The 20,676-nt window shown below is 53.3% G+C and carries 16 protein-coding genes; 7 read left to right on the top strand and 9 right to left on the bottom strand.

The annotated features are described in order from the left end of the window. Positions 1 to 169: 169 nt before the first annotated feature. Together uvrD and ACT53G_RS08430 are read left to right on the top strand one after the other, a co-directional pair. Positions 170 to 2,350: a DNA helicase II gene (uvrD, locus tag ACT53G_RS08435; RefSeq protein WP_476169149.1), complete on the top strand. Its 2,181-nt coding sequence runs from the start codon at positions 170 to 172 to the stop codon at positions 2,348 to 2,350. Positions 2,351 to 2,556: 206 nt separating this feature from the next. Next, complete coding sequence (locus ACT53G_RS08430; protein WP_476169148.1) at positions 2,557 to 4,326, top strand: GGDEF domain-containing protein; 1,770 nt, start codon at positions 2,557 to 2,559, stop codon at positions 4,324 to 4,326. 19 nt (positions 4,327 to 4,345) lie between these two features. On the opposite strand, the gene ACT53G_RS08425 is transcribed toward ACT53G_RS08430, so the two are convergent. The 4 genes from ACT53G_RS08425 to ACT53G_RS08410 all read right to left on the bottom strand — a co-directional run bounded on the left by ACT53G_RS08425 (position 4,346) and on the right by ACT53G_RS08410 (position 7,307). After that, positions 4,346 to 5,143 (bottom strand): BPSS1780 family membrane protein, encoded by a 798-nt coding sequence (locus ACT53G_RS08425; protein WP_476169147.1) that lies wholly within the window; start codon positions 5,141 to 5,143, stop codon positions 4,346 to 4,348. A gap of 22 nt (positions 5,144 to 5,165) precedes the next feature. Further along, positions 5,166 to 6,092: a homoserine kinase gene (locus ACT53G_RS08420; protein WP_313985567.1), complete on the bottom strand. Its 927-nt coding sequence runs from the start codon at positions 6,090 to 6,092 to the stop codon at positions 5,166 to 5,168. 40 nt (positions 6,093 to 6,132) lie between these two features. Next, positions 6,133 to 6,477: a DUF2782 domain-containing protein gene (locus ACT53G_RS08415; RefSeq protein WP_275356335.1), complete on the bottom strand. Its 345-nt coding sequence runs from the start codon at positions 6,475 to 6,477 to the stop codon at positions 6,133 to 6,135. A 104-nt stretch (positions 6,478 to 6,581) separates the two neighbouring features. After that, positions 6,582 to 7,307 (bottom strand): LOG family protein, encoded by a 726-nt coding sequence (locus ACT53G_RS08410; RefSeq protein WP_194749104.1) that lies wholly within the window; start codon positions 7,305 to 7,307, stop codon positions 6,582 to 6,584. A 96-nt stretch (positions 7,308 to 7,403) separates the two neighbouring features. Here ACT53G_RS08410 and polA point away from each other — a divergent pair, with 96 nt between their 5' ends. The 3 genes from polA (at position 7,404) to ACT53G_RS08395 (ending at position 10,837) form a co-directional block, all read left to right on the top strand. Further along, entirely contained in the window at positions 7,404 to 10,169 is a 2,766-nt protein-coding gene (gene polA / locus ACT53G_RS08405) for a DNA polymerase I (protein ID WP_275356336.1), read from the top strand. Between the two features lie 58 nt (positions 10,170 to 10,227). Then, the gene (locus tag ACT53G_RS08400; RefSeq protein ID WP_228518837.1) at positions 10,228 to 10,446 is read left to right on the top strand and encodes a hypothetical protein; all 219 of its coding nucleotides are present in this window, start codon (positions 10,228 to 10,230) and stop codon (positions 10,444 to 10,446) included. Positions 10,447 to 10,597: 151 nt separating this feature from the next. Next, entirely contained in the window at positions 10,598 to 10,837 is a 240-nt protein-coding gene (locus tag ACT53G_RS08395; RefSeq protein ID WP_194748688.1) for a GlsB/YeaQ/YmgE family stress response membrane protein, read from the top strand. Positions 10,838 to 10,866: 29 nt separating this feature from the next. On the opposite strand, the gene ACT53G_RS08390 is transcribed toward ACT53G_RS08395, so the two are convergent. Further along, entirely contained in the window at positions 10,867 to 12,540 is a 1,674-nt protein-coding gene (locus ACT53G_RS08390) for an MHYT domain-containing protein (protein ID WP_476169146.1), read from the bottom strand. Between the two features lie 212 nt (positions 12,541 to 12,752). Between ACT53G_RS08390 and ACT53G_RS08385 the strand changes: the two genes are divergently transcribed. Next, entirely contained in the window at positions 12,753 to 13,493 is a 741-nt protein-coding gene (locus ACT53G_RS08385) for a competence/damage-inducible protein A (RefSeq protein ID WP_476169145.1), read from the top strand. Between the two features lie 6 nt (positions 13,494 to 13,499). Further along, the gene (locus ACT53G_RS08380) at positions 13,500 to 13,772 is read left to right on the top strand and encodes a YkgJ family cysteine cluster protein (protein WP_476169144.1); all 273 of its coding nucleotides are present in this window, start codon (positions 13,500 to 13,502) and stop codon (positions 13,770 to 13,772) included. Positions 13,773 to 13,785: 13 nt separating this feature from the next. On the opposite strand, the gene lgt is transcribed toward ACT53G_RS08380, so the two are convergent. From lgt to ACT53G_RS08360, 4 genes are all read right to left on the bottom strand, one after another. Next, on the bottom strand, positions 13,786 to 14,577 hold the full coding sequence (gene lgt / locus ACT53G_RS08375; protein WP_476169143.1) for a prolipoprotein diacylglyceryl transferase: 792 nt from the start codon (positions 14,575 to 14,577) through the stop codon (positions 13,786 to 13,788). Between the two features lie 99 nt (positions 14,578 to 14,676). Further along, a complete protein-coding gene (locus ACT53G_RS08370; protein ID WP_476169142.1) occupies positions 14,677 to 15,942 on the bottom strand; it encodes an MFS transporter in 1,266 nt (421 codons plus the stop codon). Between the two features lie 111 nt (positions 15,943 to 16,053). Further along, positions 16,054 to 17,514 carry an efflux transporter outer membrane subunit gene (locus ACT53G_RS08365; RefSeq protein ID WP_476169141.1) on the bottom strand — a complete coding sequence of 487 codons (1,461 nt, stop codon included), beginning with the start codon at positions 17,512 to 17,514 and terminating at the stop codon, positions 16,054 to 16,056. After that, a complete protein-coding gene (locus tag ACT53G_RS08360) occupies positions 17,511 to 20,648 on the bottom strand; it encodes an efflux RND transporter permease subunit (protein WP_275356343.1) in 3,138 nt (1,045 codons plus the stop codon). Before ACT53G_RS08360 ends, ACT53G_RS08365 begins: the two co-directional genes overlap by 4 nt. Positions 20,649 to 20,676 lie beyond the last annotated feature (28 nt).

The following is a 20,676-nucleotide window of genomic DNA, read 5'->3' as shown; positions in this document are numbered from 1 at the left end:
GCTTCCGCTCAGGGAGGAAAGAAGCGGAAAGATGATTCATCATCATCGTGCAAGTATGAGTGTGAGAGGTTTTAAAAAGTTCCAGAAAAATGTTGAGTGCAACGATTTGCCGACTACAAGCGCATGCTTAGACTGCGCCTGAAACGCTGCATCATGCGATAATAACGGCATGTATTCTGAAAATAATCTGTTACAGGGCCTGAATGATAAACAACTGCAAGCGGTCACCCTGCCGCATGTCTCGGCACTCATTCTAGCCGGGGCCGGCAGTGGCAAAACCCGCGTGCTCACCACGCGGATTGCCTGGCTGATCCAAACCGGGCAAACCTCCCCCATGGGCCTCATGGCCGTGACATTTACCAACAAAGCAGCCAAGGAAATGCTGACCCGCCTCACGAGTATGTTGCCGATCAATACGCGTGGTATGTGGGCAGGCACTTTTCACGGCTTGTGTAACCGCATGTTGCGCGCGCATTACCGTGAAGCGGGCTTACCTAATACCTTTCAGATTTTAGATACCGCCGACCAGCTTTCTGCCATCAAGCGCGTCATGAAACTGATGAATGTGGATGATGAAAAATATCCACCCAAGCAGGTGATGGGCTATATCAATAGCTGCAAAGAGGAAGGCCTGCGAGCGGATAGCGTCGATGCTTACGACGGCCATAGCCAGAAACTGCGCGAAATTTATGCGGCCTATGATCAGCAATGTAACCGGGAAGGCGTGGCCGATTTTGCCGAGTTATTATTGCGTTGCTACGAGTTGCTAGAACGCGAACCGCACATCCGTGCGCATTATCAGCAACGCTTTCAATATATCCTGGTCGATGAGTTTCAGGACACCAACCGGCTGCAATACCTGTGGCTAAAACTGTTAGGCGGCGCGCATAACAGTATTTTTGCCGTCGGGGATGACGACCAGAGCATTTACGCATTCCGTGGCGCACGCGTCGGCAATATGAATGACTTCCAGCGCGACTTCAACGTGCAGAATATCGTCAAGCTCGAAGAAAACTACCGTTCGCACAGCAATATCCTCGATGCCGCCAACGCCATCATTGCCAACAACCGCAACCGTTTGGGTAAAAACCTGTGGACCTCGGCCGGCAAGGGCGAGCCGATTCGCATTTATGAGGCTTACAACGATACCGACGAAGCGCAGTTTATTGTCGATGAAGTGAATATGCTGCAAAAAGAAGGCGTGCCCTTGGGCGAGATGGCCCTACTCTACCGCAGCAATGCGCAGTCCCGCATTCTCGAACATACCCTGTTTTCGGCCAACATCCCTTACCGCGTGTATGGCGGTCTGCGCTTTTTCGAGCGGGCTGAAATCAAACACGCTTTGGCCTACATGCGGCTGATTGCCAACGCCAACGACGACACGGCCTTGTTGCGTATTATTAACTTCCCGCCCCGCGGCATCGGTGCGCGTGGACTGGAGCAACTGCAAGAAGCTGCGCGCCAAAATGAATGCAGCTTATGGCAGGCCGCCACCAACAAAGTCGGTGAAGGCAAGCTAGGCAGCAAAGGCTTAGATGGCTTTGTCGCCTTGATCCGGCAAATTGTTGACCAAGGCTACGGCATCACGCTGGGTGAAATGGCAGAAATGGTCATCAACCTGAGTGGCCTGATGGCGCACTACCAAAACGACAAAGAAGGCGAAGACCGCATTGAAAACTTGCAAGAGCTGGTGACGGCTGCGGTCGCCTTTAGCAAGCAGGACTTGGGTAACCATCACAACATGGAGGAAGATGCCGACCTGCTGACCCAGTTTCTGAACCATGCCAGCCTAGAAGCAGGCGACCATCAGGCCGACGTTGGTCATGAGGCCCTGCAACTGATGACCGTGCATGCCGCCAAAGGTCTGGAGTTTCAGAGTGTGTTTATCAGCGGCGTCGAAGAAGGCCTGTTCCCACACGAGCAAGCTGCCTATGAAAATGGTGGCCTTGAGGAAGAGCGGCGGCTCATGTACGTCGCCGTCACGCGCGCGCGCCAGCGCTTGTATATGACCTATGCGCAAAGCCGCATGCTGCATGGGCAAGTCCGCTACGGCATCCCGTCACGCTTTGTCGATGAAATCCCTGCCGACCTCACCAAACGCCTCAATAGCAAACCGGCTGCCAAACCTTATGCGGCAGGCGGTCAATACACCATGCCAGCCGCACAACCGGCAAGCACCCAGTCCAATTATCCTTTCAAGATTGGCCAAAGTGTACGCCACAGCAAATTTGGCGAAGGGGTTGTGGTTAGCTATGAGGGGAACGCCAGCGATCTGGCCGTGAAAGTGAATTTTGGCAGCGCCGGATTGAAAACGCTGATGCTCGAATACGCCAAGCTGGAAAAAATCTGAGGTCGTTTACGCCTGTTATCTAGGCCTGGGGTGGCAACTTCACTGATCCTCTGGTGATGCGCCTCAAATTGAGGTTTCATTCGTCTCAGTTGTTGCGTGCGACTATTTCAAGCTAGCTTGTAGCAACAAGATATAGTCATAAATATTTCATCCAATCTTGACATTTTCTTGATCAAGAATCTTCACGCTTCGTCGATACTGCTAGCATGATTTATGCTGCCCCCAATACCGAAATTGAAGTCATCCTGGCACAGAGAAACCTGTTGCCCTTGTTTCAGCCCATTATTGATATCAAGCAAGCGCAGGTGTTTGCGCATGAGGCGCTGATTCGCGGACCACTGGAGTCCAAACTACATGCGCCGATTGCCTTGCTCAATGCAGCCAAGTTATGTGGGCGAGATATCGAGATGGAGTCTATCGCGCGCGATGTGATTTTTGAAGAATATCGCCGGGCGAACCATGCCATGCCTCTGTTTGTAAACTTTAGCCCGGATGCCTTGCTGCACAGCGAAAGTGACTGGTCATTAAGCTTGGCGCAGCTGGAGAACTATCAGCTTGCAGCCAGCGATATTGTTATCGAAATCACCGAGAGTTCCACCATACGCGATTACGCCGAACTCAAAGAGGCGGTCACCAAACTCAAGGCACTCGGGTTTAAAATCGCGCTCGATGATCTGGGTGAAGGGACTTCAAGTTTGCGTTTGTGGTCTGAGCTGTCACCGCACTATGTCAAAATCGACAAGCATTTTATTGCCAACATCCACAACGATCCGATCAAGCTGGAATTTGTCCGCGGCATTCAGAAAATTGCGCTGGAGTCGAACACGCTGACGATAGCCGAGGGCATAGAAACCAAAGAAGAGCTGGCGGTCATCAAAGACTTGAAAATAGACTATGCCCAGGGCTACCTGCTGGGCCGTCCGTTCCCCAAATTTCAGGCGACTTTGTCCGAAGAAGTGAGCACGCTGCTCAACAAAAACATTATTCGTTTATTTGCGGACCAGCAAACCATGGTCTCCAAACAAGCAACCGTATCCGGGCTCACCAGCTATCAAGTGGCGGCGCTGCCTGAAATGACCAATGAAGAGGTCTATGACTGGTTTCATCACGACAACAATCTCAACTCTATCCCGGTCACCGACCATAAAGGCAAGCCGCTGGGACTGATCAGCCGTTATGACACCATAGACCGCTTTGCGCGGCGTTACCAAAAAGAATTACATGGCAAGAAATCCTGCACCACATTTATGGATACGCAATGCCTCATCATCCAAAAGGACATGCACATCCTGGCCTTGAGCGAGCTGATCCTGCAAGCCGATCCCAAGTATTTACTGAACGGCTTTATTATTGTCGACGGCGAGCGTTATGTGGGCATGGGCAGTGGTCACGCGCTATTGCGCGAAGTGACCAACATGCAGATTCATGCCGCACGTTATGCCAACCCCCTCACCCTGCTCCCGGGCAATGTGCCAATTAATGCCCATATCGACAAGCTGCTGGAACGGCGCATAGCGTTTGTCGCCTGTTATTGTGACCTTGATCATTTCAAGCCGTTTAACGATGCCTATGGTTATCGCCGCGGCGACGAGGTGATCCAGTTTGTCGGGCGCATGCTGAGCAGTATGGTGAACCATGAGCATGATTTTGTCGGCCATATCGGCGGTGACGACTTTGTGATTGTGTTTCAGAGTGAAGACTGGGAAAGGATATGCCGCGACATTCTGGACACGGTGGCGAAGGTCATGCCAGACTTTTATGACCTCAAGGATGTGCAGTCAGGTGGCATTCATATTGAAGACCGCTTGGGCAATGAACATTTTTTCCCGTTTGGCAGTTTATCTATCGGCGCAGTCAGAGTTAGCGCCGAGTTTTTTGCCAGCCATCATGAAGTGGCTGGCGCCATGAGTCATGCCAAAAAGCAAGCCAAAAAGATTGTCGGTAACAGCCTGTTTACCGAGCGCCGCAAGCGATAACGTTGCAAGCAGCAAGCAATTAAACGCTGGCCTCGACTTGTGGTGCGGCCCTGAAGGCATCTTTGTAGCTGATGTATTGAAAGGCAAACATCAGCGCATTAATGACCAGCAAGGCAATAAATACCAGCAGCGGCATCAGCAACTGCGTGACCGTTGGAATCAGCACACCTAAAATGCCAATCACCAGCCCCAGTCCCAGCATTACCACCAGCATGCCCAGCATCATGAATAGCCAGGCTACGCCCATGGGCACGGTATATTGCAGCATGCCGGCGATACTGGATTTGATCGCTTTCACCAGCGGATAGCCATTGAGAGCAATCAGCATAGGTGAAAACCAGGTGGCAATAAACAAAGGCAAGAGCAATAACAACAACTTCACAATAAATGACAACGCATTTTCAAGAAACTTGGTCATATGTGAATCACTCATGCCGGCTTTGGTCGGCGCATGCGAAATGAGCGAAGCAAGTTCGCTGCTGAGCAGATAGGTCGCCAACACAGCATAAATCAGGCAGCTAGCGCCCAACAGCAACAAAGGCTTAAGATGCAGTTTGAGATGTTGCCAGGCGTCACCGGGCGACATTTCACCGTGCATATCCACCTGGCGGTAGAGCATCACAATCCAGGCCATGCAGACGGGCCAGATCACCACACTCACCATGCCCAGAAACCCCAGCAATGGCAAGGATGGCAACACCATAAAAATGAAGATATAGGCCAGCGAGCACAACATCCAGATATGTGGCTGCGTTTTAAATAAAGCCAGGCTTTCTTTGACCCAGCGAATCCCGCGCTGGCTGTTTGTTTCTGTCATGTGACTCCCTTTTATAGCGCGACTAAGTAAGCGCTTGACGATTCAGCAATACCCGCTCGAAATGAGCCGGGTCTTTGGCATGGGTCAATTCCCCCGCCACAGGATAGTAAAAATCATACAGGCGCGATAGCCAGAAGCGCAAGGCAGCGCGGCGCAACAAGGCTGGCCAGAAGGATTTTTCTTCTGCAGTGAACGGGCGAACCGCGTGATAAGCATTCATGAACACGGCCAGCTTGTCATCGACAAACGCACCGTTGGCATCCACGCACCACTCATTCACCGCAATGGCCACATCGTAGGCCAGTACATCATGGCAGGCATAGTAAAAATCAATAAAGCCACCCAACACATTGCCGTCAAACAACACGTTATCGCGGAATAAATCGCCGTGTATCACACCATGGGGCAGACCAGACAAATCCAGGCCATGCTGAAACTGCAATTCCTCTTGCAACAAATGCTGCTGTACGGGTGCAAGCTTGGGCATCACCTGCTGCGCTGTCATAACGCGCCAGCCCTGACCGCGCTGATTGTGTGATTGCTCATGAAACGCCATACCCGCCAGATGCATACGCGCCAGCGTCTGTGCCACGGCTTCAATCTGGGTCAGGTTAGGCTGACTGACATCACTACCACGCAAGCAGCTCACCATCAGGGCAGGTTTGCCATGAATCCGGTGCAACGCCACGCCGTCTTTATCAACAATCGGGCTTGGGCATTGAATACCGTGCTGCGATAAATGCGTCATTAAGTGCACAAAATAAGGCAGCTCGTCAAAATCGTTTTTCTCGAACACGGTCAGCACAAAGCGTGACTCGCTGGTTTCGACAAAATAATTGGTATTGGTAATGCCAGCCGCAATGCCGCGCAAGGTTTGCAGCTCGCCAACATTAAAAGGCGCCAACCATAGACGCACTTCATCCAGACTCAGAGTGGTAAAAACAGACATGTGGGTGACAACCCTACCCTTACGGGCAGGTCAAAAACATTTAGAAGCGGAAAAGAATCCATTTGGGCACGGACACCGGGCGAGAAGGACCATCATGTACCCACTCGCCATTACGGTCTTCCCGATGCAGGTAGTAAGACTTGCCGCTCGGTGGTGTCACTTTCACCATATAGACCTCACCATTCAGGCTATATTCCTCAACCTCGTTATCACCATCCTTGCGCTTGGAGATGGTCGGCTGGTCTATGGGTTGTCCTTCAATGACTTTGGGCGGAGAGGGAATGTCATCCAGCAACTCGGCATCTTTGGGGGCCGCAGCACTAGCCAGCATGGAAAAACTCGCAAGGCACAGTGTGGTCAGCATAAAACGGGAAACATTACGCATGGAAGACTCCTTAGTCAGTGATCGCTATTCTAGCAAAAAGCCGTGCCGTGGCGGACATCCAGCGCTGAATAAACTTGTAAATATCCTGGCTTTGCGCGCAGCGATTACAGGTACAACTGCATCTTGCGCTCCGCCGGCGTCAATTCGAAGCCAGTGGTTTCATAATGTTTGAAAATCGCGTCCACGATCTGTTGCGGCTCATCAATCACTTGCACCAGATGCATATCGGTCGGCGAAGCCATGCCTTCTGCCACCAGCGTATTGCGCAACCAGTCTATCAAGCCTGCCCAAAACTGGCTGCCGACCAGAATAATCGGAATCTTGCGGCTTTTGCCAGTTTGCACCAGCGTAATCGCCTCCATCAGTTCATCCAGTGTGCCAAAGCCGCCCGGCATAACGACAAATGCGCTGGCATATTTAACAAACATGACCTTGCGCATAAAAAAGTATTTGAAACTGATGCCGATATCCTGATAGGGATTGCCGTGCTGCTCGAAAGGCAACTTGATATTCAGCCCGACACTGGCGCCACGGCCTGGAAAAGCACCTTTATTGGCCGCCTCCATAATGCCTGGCCCGCCGCCAGAAATCACACTAAAGCCTGAGTCTGATAATAGCCGGGCAATTTCTTCGGTGCGTTGATAATACGGATGGTCAGGCTTGGTACGAGCACTGCCAAAAATCGACACCGCGGGCGTAATCGCCTTGAGGTTTTCAGTGGCGCCGACAAACTCGGCCATGATTTCAAAGGCATGCCAGGATTCATGGCTGGCACTATCGCCATTGAGCAGCTCAGGCTCGACCATGGTAGGCAGCTTGGGGGTGGTCATCATTCAGTCCTTCAACAATCAAAACCAAATTAGTGTACATGAAGTGGCTTTGAAATGCGTAAAATACGCCATTGATTTGACTCTTGAGAACACACGATGAAAACCCTGCTGCTGGTCGATGGCTCCAGTTATTTATACCGCGCGTTTCACGCCATGCCGGATTTGCGCAACTCGGCCAACGAACCGGTCGGGGCGATTCAAGGCGTGCTGAATATGTTACGGCGCCTGCACAAGGACTATCCTTCTGACTATAGCGCCTGTGTGTTTGACGCCAAGGGCAAAACCTTCCGCGACGATCTTTATCCCGAATACAAGGCCAACCGCGCCAGCATGCCGGACGATTTGCGCGTGCAGATTGAACCGCTATACGAAACCATCCGCGCGATGGGCTGGCCGCTGATTATTGAAGAAGGCGTTGAAGCAGACGATGTGATTGGCGCACTGGCCAAGCAGGCCGAAAAAGAAGGTATCCGCACCATTATCTCGACTGGCGATAAAGACATCACGCAACTGGTGAATGAAAATATTACCGTGGTCAACACCATGCGTGATGCCTTCCGTAAAACCGATGATGTATTGGATATTGCCGGCGTAGAAAATAAATTTGGCATCCCGCCCAGCAAAATTATCGATTACCTGACATTGGTCGGTGACAGTGTAGACAATGTGCCTGGGGTCGAAAAAGTCGGCCCAAAAACGGCGGTCAAATGGCTGACAGAATATGGCTCTCTCGACAATATCATTGCCAATGCCGACAACATCAAAGGCGTGGTCGGCGAGAACTTGCGCAAAGCCCTACCCTGGTTACCCACAGCACGCGAATTGATCACCATCCGCTGTGATATCGGTATCCGTGAGCATTTTGATGAACTGATCCCCAAAGCCCCGGACAAGCCTGCGCTACTCGCGCTGTTTGACCATTTTGAGTTCAGAAGCTGGAAGCGTGACTTAGACAAATTGCCAGACGGTGCCACAGCACCGTTGATTGAAAATCCGGCCCTACCGACCGTCGAGGAGCTTAGCGGACAAGCCGGTGGCGATTACTCGCCGGATACGCGACGGCTTTACCAGACCATTTTATCGGACAGTGAACTGGAACCGTGGCTCACCAAACTGGAACAAGCCGCTCTGCTTTGCTTTGACACTGAGACGACCTCACTGGACCCCATGCAAGCCAAAATTGTCGGCGTCTCGTTCAGCATCACGCCGGGGGAAGCGGCTTACATCCCGCTCACCCATGATTACTTTGATGCGCCTCCACAACTGGCTTTGACGGCGACCCTTGCCAAACTCAAACCCATCCTTGAAAACCCGGACATTAAAAAAGTCGGCCAGAACCTCAAATATGATATGCATGTGCTGGCCAATCATGGCATCACGCTGCAAGGCATTGCGCACGACACCCTGTTGCAATCGTATGTGTTTGAGAGCCACAAAGGGCATGGCATGGATGAGCTCAGCGAGCGCCATCTTGGCATTGCCCCCATCAGCTACGAAAGCGTGGCGGGCAAAGGCGCAAAACAAGTGTCGTTTAGCCAGGTCACTGTCGAGGTGGCTGCCGAATATGCCGCGGAAGACGCCGACATCACGCTGCAACTGCATCAGGCCCTGTACCCGCAAGTGACAGTCTCGGACAAACTGCGCTTTATTTATGAGCAGGTGGAAATGCCCAGCATGCAAGTGTTGCAACGCATGGAGCGCAACGGCGTGTTGATCGACAGCCACATGCTCAACCGCCAGAGCAATGAAATTGGCCTGCGTTTGATGGAGATTGAAAAACAGGCGTATGAGCTGGCCGGACAACCGTTTAACCTGGGTTCGCCCAAGCAGTTGCAAGAAATCCTGTTTGGCAAACTGGGTATCAAACCCTTGAAAAAAACGCCTTCTGGCGCCCCCAGTACCGACGAAGATGTATTGCAGGAACTGGCGCTGGATTACCCGTTGCCCAAGGTAATCTTGGAGCACCGCAGCTTGGCCAAGCTGAAATCCACCTACACCGACAAGTTGCCGAAAATGATCAACGCGCAAACCGGGCGCGTGCATACCAACTACAACCAGGCGGTGGCGATTACCGGGCGATTGGCCAGCTCGGACCCCAACCTGCAAAATATTCCGGTACGCACCGCCGAAGGCCGTCGCATCCGCGAAGCCTTTATCGCCCCGCCCGGCAGCCAGATCATCTCGGCGGACTATTCGCAGATTGAGCTGCGCATCATGGCGCATCTCTCACAAGATGCCGGGATGCTGACGGCCTTTGCCAATAACGAAGACATCCATCGCGCCACGGCCGCAGAAATTTTTGGCGTGGACAAAGCGGCCGTAGACAACGAGCAGCGCCGCTACGCCAAAGTGATTAACTTTGGCCTCATCTATGGCATGAGCGCGTTTGGCCTGGCGCAAAACCTCAATATCGAGCGCGGCGCGGCGGCCAATTACATTGAGCGCTATTTTGCGCGTTACCCCGGTGTCAAAGCCTATATGGAAAACACGCGCGCACTGGCCAAGCAGCAAGGCTATGTCGAAACCTATTTCGGCAGACGCTTATGGGTACCTGAAATCAACAGCGCTAACGTACAAAGAAGAAACGGCGCCGAACGCGCCGCCATTAATGCCCCCATGCAAGGCACGGCGGCCGACCTGATCAAACTTGCAATGATCGCCGTCGACCAATGGCTGACCGAGCAAAAACTGCAGACCAAACTCATTATGCAGGTGCACGATGAACTGGTGCTGGAAGTGCCTGAACATGAACTGGCATTAGTCAAACAGACCTTGCCCGTGCTCATGCAAGAAGTGGCAACCTTATCAGTGCCGTTACTAGCCGAGGTCGGCGTGGGCAACAACTGGGAGAGCGCCCACTAGACAGTCGCCTGACTTACGGTCAATATGAGCCTATCTTTTTTAACTGTGGAGCTTGGGCATGAAATCATTAGCGATGGTAGGCATTATATTGATTGCAGTCGGCGCAGCTGGTCTGATTTTCAAAGGGTTTAGTTACGAGAGCAAAGAGACCGTAGCAAAAATCGGCTCTTTAGAGGCCAATGCAGAGATCACCAAAGAGGTGGAAGTCCCGCAAGCGCTTAGCCTGATTGTGATTGCGGCGGGGGCCGCCTTGTTGATCATCGGTCTGAAAAAATAAATCCTCAAGTCAGGGTAGGCGTGGCGCTATCTGGACGTTTGCAGCAAACGAGTCAGCTGAATCTGACAGGTTTTTCCTAGATGGGCTGACAGATGACAGGCGCAACTGTGCTTAGCATAGAGCTTCATCATAACAACAGGGGAGTACACACATGCTTTGGACAATTGTTGTAGGGATTATCGCGGGCTGGTTGGCAGGCTTGATCATGAAAGGCGATGGCTTTGGCCTGATTTGGGATTTGGTGCTTGGTATTGCCGGTGCAGTGGTCGGCGGCTGGCTGTTTGGCCTGCTGGGCTTGAGTGCCAGTGGTGGCATGATAGGCAGCATTATCGTCGCCACCATCGGTGCCGTCTTCCTGATTTTTATTTCCCGCCTGCTCAGGTCGGCATAAAGCAGCATTCACCCTTACTGCAGTACAGCCTAGCTGGAAAAGATGACTTTTCCAGCTTCGCCTTTTTTGGCCTGATACATCGCATTATCCGCCTTCTGCAGTAAGGCTTCGATGTCGTCGGCCGTTTTAGGCCAGTCATAGGCGATACCTATACTACAGCCTACCGCGATCTCCTGACCCGATTGCAACTTGATGGGCTGACTGATGCTCTCGACCAGCTTGCCTGCAACCATGCGGGCCAACTCTTCCGGCTGGGAGGCAAAGGTCAGCAAAATGACAAACTCATCCCCGCCAAAACGACACACCATATCTTCTTCGCGCAACACATCAGGTAATCGTTGTGCGATGGCCATCAACACTTCATCGCCCACAGGATGGCCATGGGTATCGTTGACGGCTTTAAACCCATCGAGATCCACGAATAATAAAATAATGCCCCGTTGCGGATGACTGCTTTGAAGCTGGCTGACAATGCCATGCATCATACTGAGCATGCCGCGCCGGTTGAACAAGCCGGTCAGCGGATCTTCGGTCAACAGTTTCTCTAGGGCGTTTTGCTGCTGGCGAAATACGGTTAAATCCATCAAAAAACTGATACAAAAATCCAGCTCATCTTCAATCACACGGGTCAGTGCAATCCGCAATGGAATTTCGCGCCCATCCGCATGTATCCCGTGACGCTCAGCGACCACTTTTCCAGCCTGGTCATGTTGCCTGCGTTTGCGCGAGAGCGTGCTGAGCTGCTTCCAGTCGGGGATCATTTTGCCAAGCGAACGGCCCACGATTGCCTGCGCCTGAACGCCAAACATCGCCTCAAAAGCGCGGTTCACCATCTGGATATGTCCCTTGGCATCCGTAATCACAATGGCGTCTATCGCGTGCTGAAAGATCACGCGCATTTGATGCTCCCTGAACTGTAACTCGCGGGCCAATTGCCGCTGCCGACTAATCATGGTTTGCGCCAGAATAGCGCCTAGCAAGGTCACCAAGCCCATGGTGACCAGCAAGGACAAATACAGCCGGTCTACGGTGGGCACAGGCTCATCAAACTGTATGGGGCCACTAAAGCTGGCCGCAGCCATGCCCAGATAGTGCATGCTGGTAATGGCAGCCGCCATGACCAGACCACTGAACAGATGGCGCCAGGGCCGCAGGCGCCGCAAACGGTTACAGCGTTGATGAAACCATAACGCCAGAATGGCGAGCATCACTGCCGAGCACACAGACACCAGTACCAGCCATGGATTAAACGCCATGACAGCAGCCGTTTGCATGGCCAGCATACCGGTGTAATGCATGACCCCGATGCCCAGGCCGATCAAGGCGCCGCTAATGGTTAAATCGTAAGGAGATTTTCTTGCTTGCGCCACCCATTGCATGGATGCCCAGGAGGCAACAAATGCCGGCAACAAGGAGAGCAAGGTGATGACCAGCTCGTAACGCACCGTGGCACACAGCTCGAAAGCTAGCATGCCAATAAAATGCATGCCCCACACCGCGGCACCCATTGCCAGGCCACCGCCGAGCATGGTCAAGTGGCGGTCGCGCTTAAGTTTGAATTGCTGGGAGACCTCGGCCAGATGGATGGCAATCACAGAGGCCGTGAGTGCGATCAGGTAGGACAAGGCGACCATCGAGGGTTCATAGCGAGATGAAAGGATGGTGTCTGCTGGACTCACAAAATCAAAGAGAAAACTGTTCAATGGATTTCTTTCGATAATGTACTGATCACTGACTGAAAAGCTGGCTAGACCAGCACGCAATAGGTCAAAACCACATCAAAGCACTTGCACACTGACGCGCTCACCAGACCGCAAAAGTGCTGCCGCAATGGCTATGCTGTGAATTTTCAGCAATTGCTTGGTATTATGCTGCTGTTAAAACGCTCACTCAAAAGTAATTTACTCAATATAACATGCGCCAATTTGGGATTTATATCATCGGTGACGAGATCCTGTCCGGCAAGCGCCAGGATGCCCATCTCAGCAAGGTCATTGCGCTTCTGTCTGCCCGCGGCCTGCAACTCAGCTGGGCGCACTTTATCGGCGATATTCCCGAACAGATCACCAGCCTGCTCAAAGCCAGCATGGCCCGTGGCGATGTCGTGTTTAGCTTTGGCGGCATCGGTGCCACCCCGGATGACTACACCCGCCAATGTGCAGCCGCGGCTGCCGGGGTACCGATTGAGCGACATGCAGGCGCCGTTGCCAATATTGAAGCGCAATATGGGGAAGCGGCTTACCCTAAACGCGTGCTTATGGCTGACTTTCCGCAAGGCTGTGAGCTCATCCCCAACCCGATTAACCGCGTCGCCGGATTCAGCATTCACGAGCATTACTTTGTGCCCGGCTTTCCAGAAATGGCGCACCCGATGGTGGAATGGGTGCTGGACACCTATTACAGTCACCTGTTTCATGGCCAGGACTATCTGGAGCAAGCCATTGTCGTCACTGAGGCAGGCGAAAGCGACTTGATTGACTTGATGAACAGCATGCTGAGCCGTTATCCCATGCTCAAGTTGTTCAGCTTGCCACGCACCAACCAGCGCCGCACCACAGAAGTCGGCCTCAAAGGCGAAAGTGCGCATGTGCTTGCAGCCATGCTGGAGTTGAAGGCTGGCGTGACTGCCCTAGGCTACCCCTGGGTGGATGTTTAATCCCGGATGGACTGCCGCCCTCACTGCGGAGCCTGCTGCATTGCCCCGTCCATCAATAGCCCGATCCCCGGCATGCCACATGGCAAGCCCGCGGGTGTGCCATGCATACAACTAGATGAGGCCTATCGCTGCAAATTGTTTGGGCAGCCACAACGCCCAGCGTTTTGTGGCGGATTAAGCCCTAGCCTGGAGATGTGTGGCGAAGAACAGCAAGGACGTGAATATGCCATCCAGTGGCTGAGTGCCCTCGAACGTGCCACTCAGCCAGGCAACGCCTAATGGAAATCTGGCTTTACGACTGACGATAAGCCCGGCGCATGAGCCAGAGCCCTGCCAGAATCATAGGCACGCAGAGCCATTGTCCCATGCTGAGCCCCAGCGATAGCAGGCCCAAGAAGCTATCTGGTTCACGCGTAAACTCAACCAGAAAACGGAAACTGCCGTAACAGAGCAAGAACATGGCGGACACTGCACCGATGGGTCGTTTTTTGCCCGCAAAACACCAGAGAATCAGGAACAGTGCAATGCCCTCTAGTGCAAACTCGTAGAGCTGCGAAGGATGCCGTGCCACCTGATCGACGGCTGGGAACACCATGCCCCAGTCCGCATTAGTTGGCCGCCCCCATAACTCGCCATTGATAAAATTACCCAGTCTGCCTGCCCCCAGGCCAATCGGCACGAGCGGCGCCACAAAGTCCATCAATTGCAACCAAATCACGCCGCGCTTGCGGGCAAACAAGGCCATGGCCACCATCACACCAATAAAGCCACCATGAAACGACATGCCCCCTTGCCACAGGGCAAAGATTTCCAGCGGATGTTGCAGGAAATAACTGGGCTGGTAAAACACCACATAGCCCAACCGCCCACCCAGCACGACACCGAGCGCGATGTAAAACAGCATGTCGTCCGGGTCACGCGCCTGCCAGGGCGAGTTGGGGTCCAGTTTACGCAACCGGTTGACCTGGTACTGCCCCAACCACAGGCCACCAAAAAAACCGATCAGGTACATCAAACCGTACCAGTGGATACCAAAACTGCCGATTTGTAATGCGATGGGGTTAAAGCCCGGATGGGTAAACATGCCGTATCACCGTGAAAAAAACTGCATTATAACTGCTGACCCGACCAGCGCAGGCAAACAGAGACTAAAAGCCACTCAATCACTGAATGCACCTATTATTCAATCCGGGTTGGAGGTGCTTGGCGACATGCGCCAGACGGCCAGCAAACTGATCAAAGCCATGCTGGAAAGATAGGCCCCTACCCAGGTCAAGCCGCCCTGATTGACCAGAGATTGAGCAATGGCCGGTGCGAAGGAGGCACCCAAGATGCCACCGAGCTGATAGCTGAGCCCTGCCCCGCTGTAACGCACAGCAACTGGGAACTGCTGTGGCAGAAAAGCGCCCATGGGGGCAAAGGTGATGCCCATTAAAAACAGCGCAGCAAACAGAAAAACCAGGATCAGCCCGCTATCCGCACTGCCTAGTAAAGGCGCCAGGGCAAATCCCAGCAATACGGCCAGACCTTGCCCGAGCATCAGCACAGGTCGCTGGCCAACCTTGTCTGACCACCAGGCAGCCAGTGGCGTCGCGGTGGCCATGCCTAGCACAGCGATGCACAACAGCCCCAGAAAAACCGGGCGCGCAATGTGCAAGGTTTGCGTGCCATAACTCAGGCAAAACACCGTCGCCGTATAAAACAGGTGATAACACACCCCCATGGCCAGCGCACCAAGCACAATGGCCCGTCCATGCGTGACCACCAGCGCTTTGAGCGGCCAGCGATGCAACTCTTTTGAAGACTGTGCCTGCGCAAATGCGGGCGTTTCAGCCAGCTTGAAGCGGACGTATAGCCCGACCATGACCAGCGCCGCACTGACGATAAACGGCACGCGCCAGCCCCATTGCTCAAATTGTGTCTCCGTTAGCCCCAGAGTTAAGGCCAAAAAGGTCAAGGTTGCGAGTAAAAAGCCGATCGAAGGCCCCAGTTGCGGAAACATGCCAAACCAGCTGCGACGATGTACGGGCGCATATTCGGTTGCCAGCAAGGCAGCCCCTGCCCATTCGCCGCCCAAGCCGATGCCTTGACCAAACCGCAACAGACAAAGCAGCGCCGGCGCCCACAGCCCCCATTGATCGTAGCCTGGCAAGACGCCAATCAGAAACGTCGAGCAGCCCATGACCAGCAATGACGCTGCCAGGGTGGATTTGCGTCCGATACGGTCACCAAAATGACCAAACAGCAAAGCGCCCAGTGGCCGTGCAATAAACGCCAGACCAAAGGTCAGCAAGGCATTTAACGATTGCACCGCTGGCGCGCTGGCGGGGAAAAAGACCTGGCCAATGACCAGCGCTGCCGCCATGGCATAAATATAAAAATCGTAAAATTCGATGGCTGTACCAATAAAACTGGCAAAGGCAATGTGCTTGAGTGAGGGGCTAGACATCGCAGCATCTTAGCTGGCAGACCGTAAATCTCCAAGCCTCGCCAGCATGCGGCCGGCCAAATAAAAACGCCGGGAGATAACTACTCCCGGCGCGTTGAATAAAGCCATGACTTACTTGGAAGCCTCGGCTTTTTTCTTCAGAGGCTCTGGATCCCAACCCGCGCCCAGAGCTTTAAACAGTGACACGGTGGCTGTCAGCGTGTTTTGTCGGCTCTGAACCAAGGCTTGTGTCGCCTCATTGTGGTTACGTTGCGCATCCAGCACTTCAAGATAGCTGGAGTAACCCGCCTGATAACGATTTTGCGAAATACGCAAAATGTTGGCAGTGGTTTTTTGCTTGGACTCCGCCACCGCTTCTTGCTCACGGTATTGGCGCGCATTCACCAGCGCATCATTCACTTCGCTAAATGCAGTCCGCAAGGCGGCCTGGTAGTTAATCACGGCCTGCTTCTGCAAGGCAGAGGCCTGATCGACCCTGGCGTTCAAGCGTCCACCATTGAATATTGGCAAGCTTGCTGCAAAGCCCAGTGTCCAGATTTTGGCTGGCGCCGTAAACAGGTCACTCAGGATTTTACTCTCGCCACCATAAGCCCCGGTCAGTGACAAGGTCGGATACAGGGCTGCTTTTGCCAATTTCACATTCGCATGTGCAGCGATCAAATCCTGCTCAGTCTGGCGGATATCCGGACGTGATTCCAGCAAGGTGGATGGCAAGCCTGCGGGAGGCATCGGCGGTATCGGCATGGACATTAAACCGCCGACCGGGATTTTGACGCTTAAGTCTGCAGTCAACACTCCGAGCTGATGCTCGCTGATTGAACGTTGGCGCTGCAACTCCAGCGATTGCGCGCGTAAATTGGTCACTACCAGCTCAGCCTGGTTAACATCCAGTGCGGTATTAACACCTGCATCCAGCTGCCGTTGTGTCATGGCCAGGCTTTCTTGCGCCGTTTTGATGTTTTCGGCGTTGACTGCCAGCTGTCCATCCAGACTACGGATTATCAGGTATTGATTGGTCACGAGCCCTACCAATGACCAGCGTACTGCCTCACGGGCATACTCGGTCGACAGCAGATTGGCCCGTGCCGCGACATTGGCCGTTCTCAACTTGCCCCACACATCCAGCTCAATACTGCCGTTTAACGCCAGTTTATTGTCATTACGCGGGTTGACCCCGAAAACCGGGTTAGGCCCTGCCCCGGTAATTCTGGTACGGGTATTGTTGTTGTCCAGCGTGATGGTCGGCAGCACATTGCCAGAGGTTTCACGCGCCACGGCATCGTATTGTTCAATGCGTGCCACGGCGAGCTGCACATCACTGTTGTTGACCAGCGCAGTATCAATCAGCCTGGTTAACACTGGATCATTAAACAAGGACCACCATTGCTGCATTTGTGCCGCAGGCACCGCCGTCGACGTCGCCGCTTGGGGCTCAACATACCCCTGTGGCAGCGGACTGTCAGGGCGGCTATATAACGGGCCCAGTAACTGGCAACCTGCCAACGACAAGGCTGCCAGCGCGATGATGATCGGGCGTTGTGCCCACACCAGTTGTTTTACTGTCGGTTTCATACCGCTTCCTCTTCTTCAACATGACCATGGTGACGCACTTTTTTCTCACTGGTCAGCCAGGTAAAGAACAATGGGATAAAGATGGTGGCAATAAAGGTTGCCAGCAACATGCCGCCGAAGACGCCCGTCCCCATGGATTGACGCGCTGCAGCACCTGCACCGGTCGCAAATACCAGTGGAATAATCCCCAGCACAAACGCCATGGACGTCATCACAATCGGTCTGAAGCGCAAGCGGGCGGCTTCAAGCGCAGCTTCAGCCAACGGCATGCCCTCTTCCATTTTTTGCGAGGCAAATTCCACAATCAGGATGGCGTTTTTAGCCGCCAGACCAATTAGCGTAATCAGGCCAATCTGGAAGTAGATGTCGTTGTTCATGCCACGCGTCAACACTGCCAGCAAGGCGCCTGTCATGGCAAATGGAATCGCCATGATCACAGCCAGCGGCAAGGACCAGGTTTCAAACTGTGCCGCCAGGATCAGGAACACCATGATGGTAGCGAAGCCAAAGGCCACCAGCGCAGCAGAACCGGTCCGTTTTTCCTGGTAAGCCTGACCGGTCCAGGCAATCTGGTAACCATCCGGCAAGTTTTCCTTGGCGATTTTTTCCACCAGTTTGATCGCATCGCCAGAGCTCACGCCGGGCGCACCGCTACCGAACACTTTGGCAGACAGCAGGCCATTGTAGCGCTCCAGCTGTTCGGCACCGACGATGTTGCTGACTTTTGCCAATGCAGACATCGGCACCATATTGCCATTCGGATTATCATCCGTCGGCTGGCTACGTACATACACCTTGCCCAGGTCTTCAGGCTTCATGCGGTAACCCGCCTCGGCTTGCAACTGCACGCGGTAAGTCCGGCCATTACGGTTAAAGTCGTTGACATAGAGCGAGCCCATGGTGCTCTGCAAGGTCGCGTAAATATCCGCAATTTTCACATTCTGTGACAAGGCTTTGGCTTCATCCACCTCAATGTACAACTGCGGTACGGTCGGCCGGAAGAAACTATTAATCTGTGTCAGTTGCGGATTGGCACGCATCGCATCCATAAAGTTGTTCATGACTTGCGCCAGCTTGATGGGATCCGTATCCCCATGACTCTGCACATAGACCTCAAAACCACCCGCAGAACCCAAGCCACGAATCGCTGGCGGGTTCACGGCAAAGCCCATGCCATCCGGCTGACTCATGCCTATGCCGATCAACTTTCCAACCATCTGGTCGGCATTGGTCGTACGCTTTTCCCAATCCGTCATACGGACAAACATGGTCGCTGCATTGGTTTTGTTGGCGCCGGTGAGCAATTCAAACCCATTCACCGCAAACTCATGCGCGGTGGCAGGATCTTTCGCGACCGCTGACCGGATGTTTTCCATGGTCTGGGAAGTCCGCTTCAAGGTGGCACCATCTGGCATAACCACAATGCTAATGACATAGCCCTGATCTTCTGGCGGCACAAATCCACCGGGCACGGTACGGAACAGGAAGATCATCACCACCAGCATGGCCCCAAACACGACGGCACCAATCAATTTGTGACGAAGGGTCAAGCGGACGGTGCCCGTGTACAAGTTTGTCAACCGGCCAAAGCCCTGGTTAAACTTTCTGAAAAAAGCATTTTCGTGATGACCGCCACTCTTCAGAATCATGGCACATAAAGCAGGGGTCAGCGTTAACGCCACCACGCCTGAAATGACCACAGCAATGGCCACAGTGACCGCGAACTGACGATAGAGCTGCCCGGCAATGCCGCCCTGGAATGCCACAGGAACAAACACTGCGCACAGGACCAGTACAATCGCCACCACCGCCGCTTGCACTTGTGCGATAGACTTAATCGCCGCATGCAGCGGGTTCAAGCCTTCCTCTTTCATCAAACGCTCGGTGTTCTCAAGCACCACGATCGCATCATCCACCACAATGCCGATGGCCAGAATCATGGCAAACAGAGTCAGCAGGTTGATCGAGAAGCCGAACACATACAAGCCGGCAAACGTACCAACAATCGAAATCGGCACTGCAATCATCGGAATGAGGGTTGCGCGCCAGCTTTGCAGGAACAGGAACACCACGATCACGACCAGTACCAGCGCCTCACCAAAGGTATGGAACACTTCTTTGATGGTGGCTTTCACAAAGTCACTGGTGTCATAAGGAATGTTGTATTCCATGCCTTGCGGGAATTTGGCTTTTAACTCTTCCACCTTGGCCTTGATGGCATTGGCGGTATCTAGTGCATTGGCACCGGTCTGTAAAAAGACCGGCATTGCCACACCGGCCTGGCCATCGAGTGCAGAGGTCACGTTATAGCTTTGGGCGCCTAACTCGATGCGTGCAACATCTTTCAGGTGCAAGACACCGTTTGGGCCTTGCGCACGCAAAATAATGTTGCCGAACTCTTCAGGGTCAATCAACCGTCCTTTAGCTGTCACGGTAAATGACAATTGCTGATCAGGCAAAGCGGGCTCTGCACCGATCTTGCCTGCGGCATACTGCGCGTTTTGTGCGCTGATGGCCGCAGAAATATCGCTGGTAGACACCCCCAGTTGCGCCATGCGGTCAGGACGTAACCAGACACGCATAGAATAATCTTGCCCACCAAAAATGGTGACATCGCCCACACCCTTGATGCGCTTGAATTCATCCAGCAAATTCAAGGTAGCGTAGTTACTCAAGAACAAACGATTATGGTCTTTGTTTTTCGAGGTGAGCATCACGACCAGCAGGATGTCATTCGAACGTTTTTGAACCACAACCCCGGTCCGGCGTACATCTTCGGGCAAACGCGGCAACGCAATGTTCACACGGTTACTGACGTTAAAGGTCGCCTGGTTGACATCGGTACCGACATCAAATGTAGCGGTAATGGTTAAGGTACCACTGCTGTCAGAGCTAGAGTTAAAGTAAAGCAGGTTTTCCACACCACTTAGCTGCTCCTCAATCGGGGCAGCCACGGTTTTTGACAGTGTTTCTGCGCTGGCACCAGGATAGCTGGCCGTAATCAGCACCGTAGGGGGTGCAATTTGCGGATATTGGGCAATCGGCAACTGGAATGCCGCTGCGAGACCTGCCAACACGATGATGATAGACAGCACGCTGGCAAAAATCGGGCGTGTGATAAAAAATCGGGTCATATCGTTTTCCCTGAGACGGGCCTGGTAC

The sequence above is a fragment of the Methylophilus sp. DMC18 genome (assembly GCF_056314005.1).
Note: the sequence above shows the minus strand (reverse complement) of the source record. Positions and strands in the feature narration are given on the sequence as shown.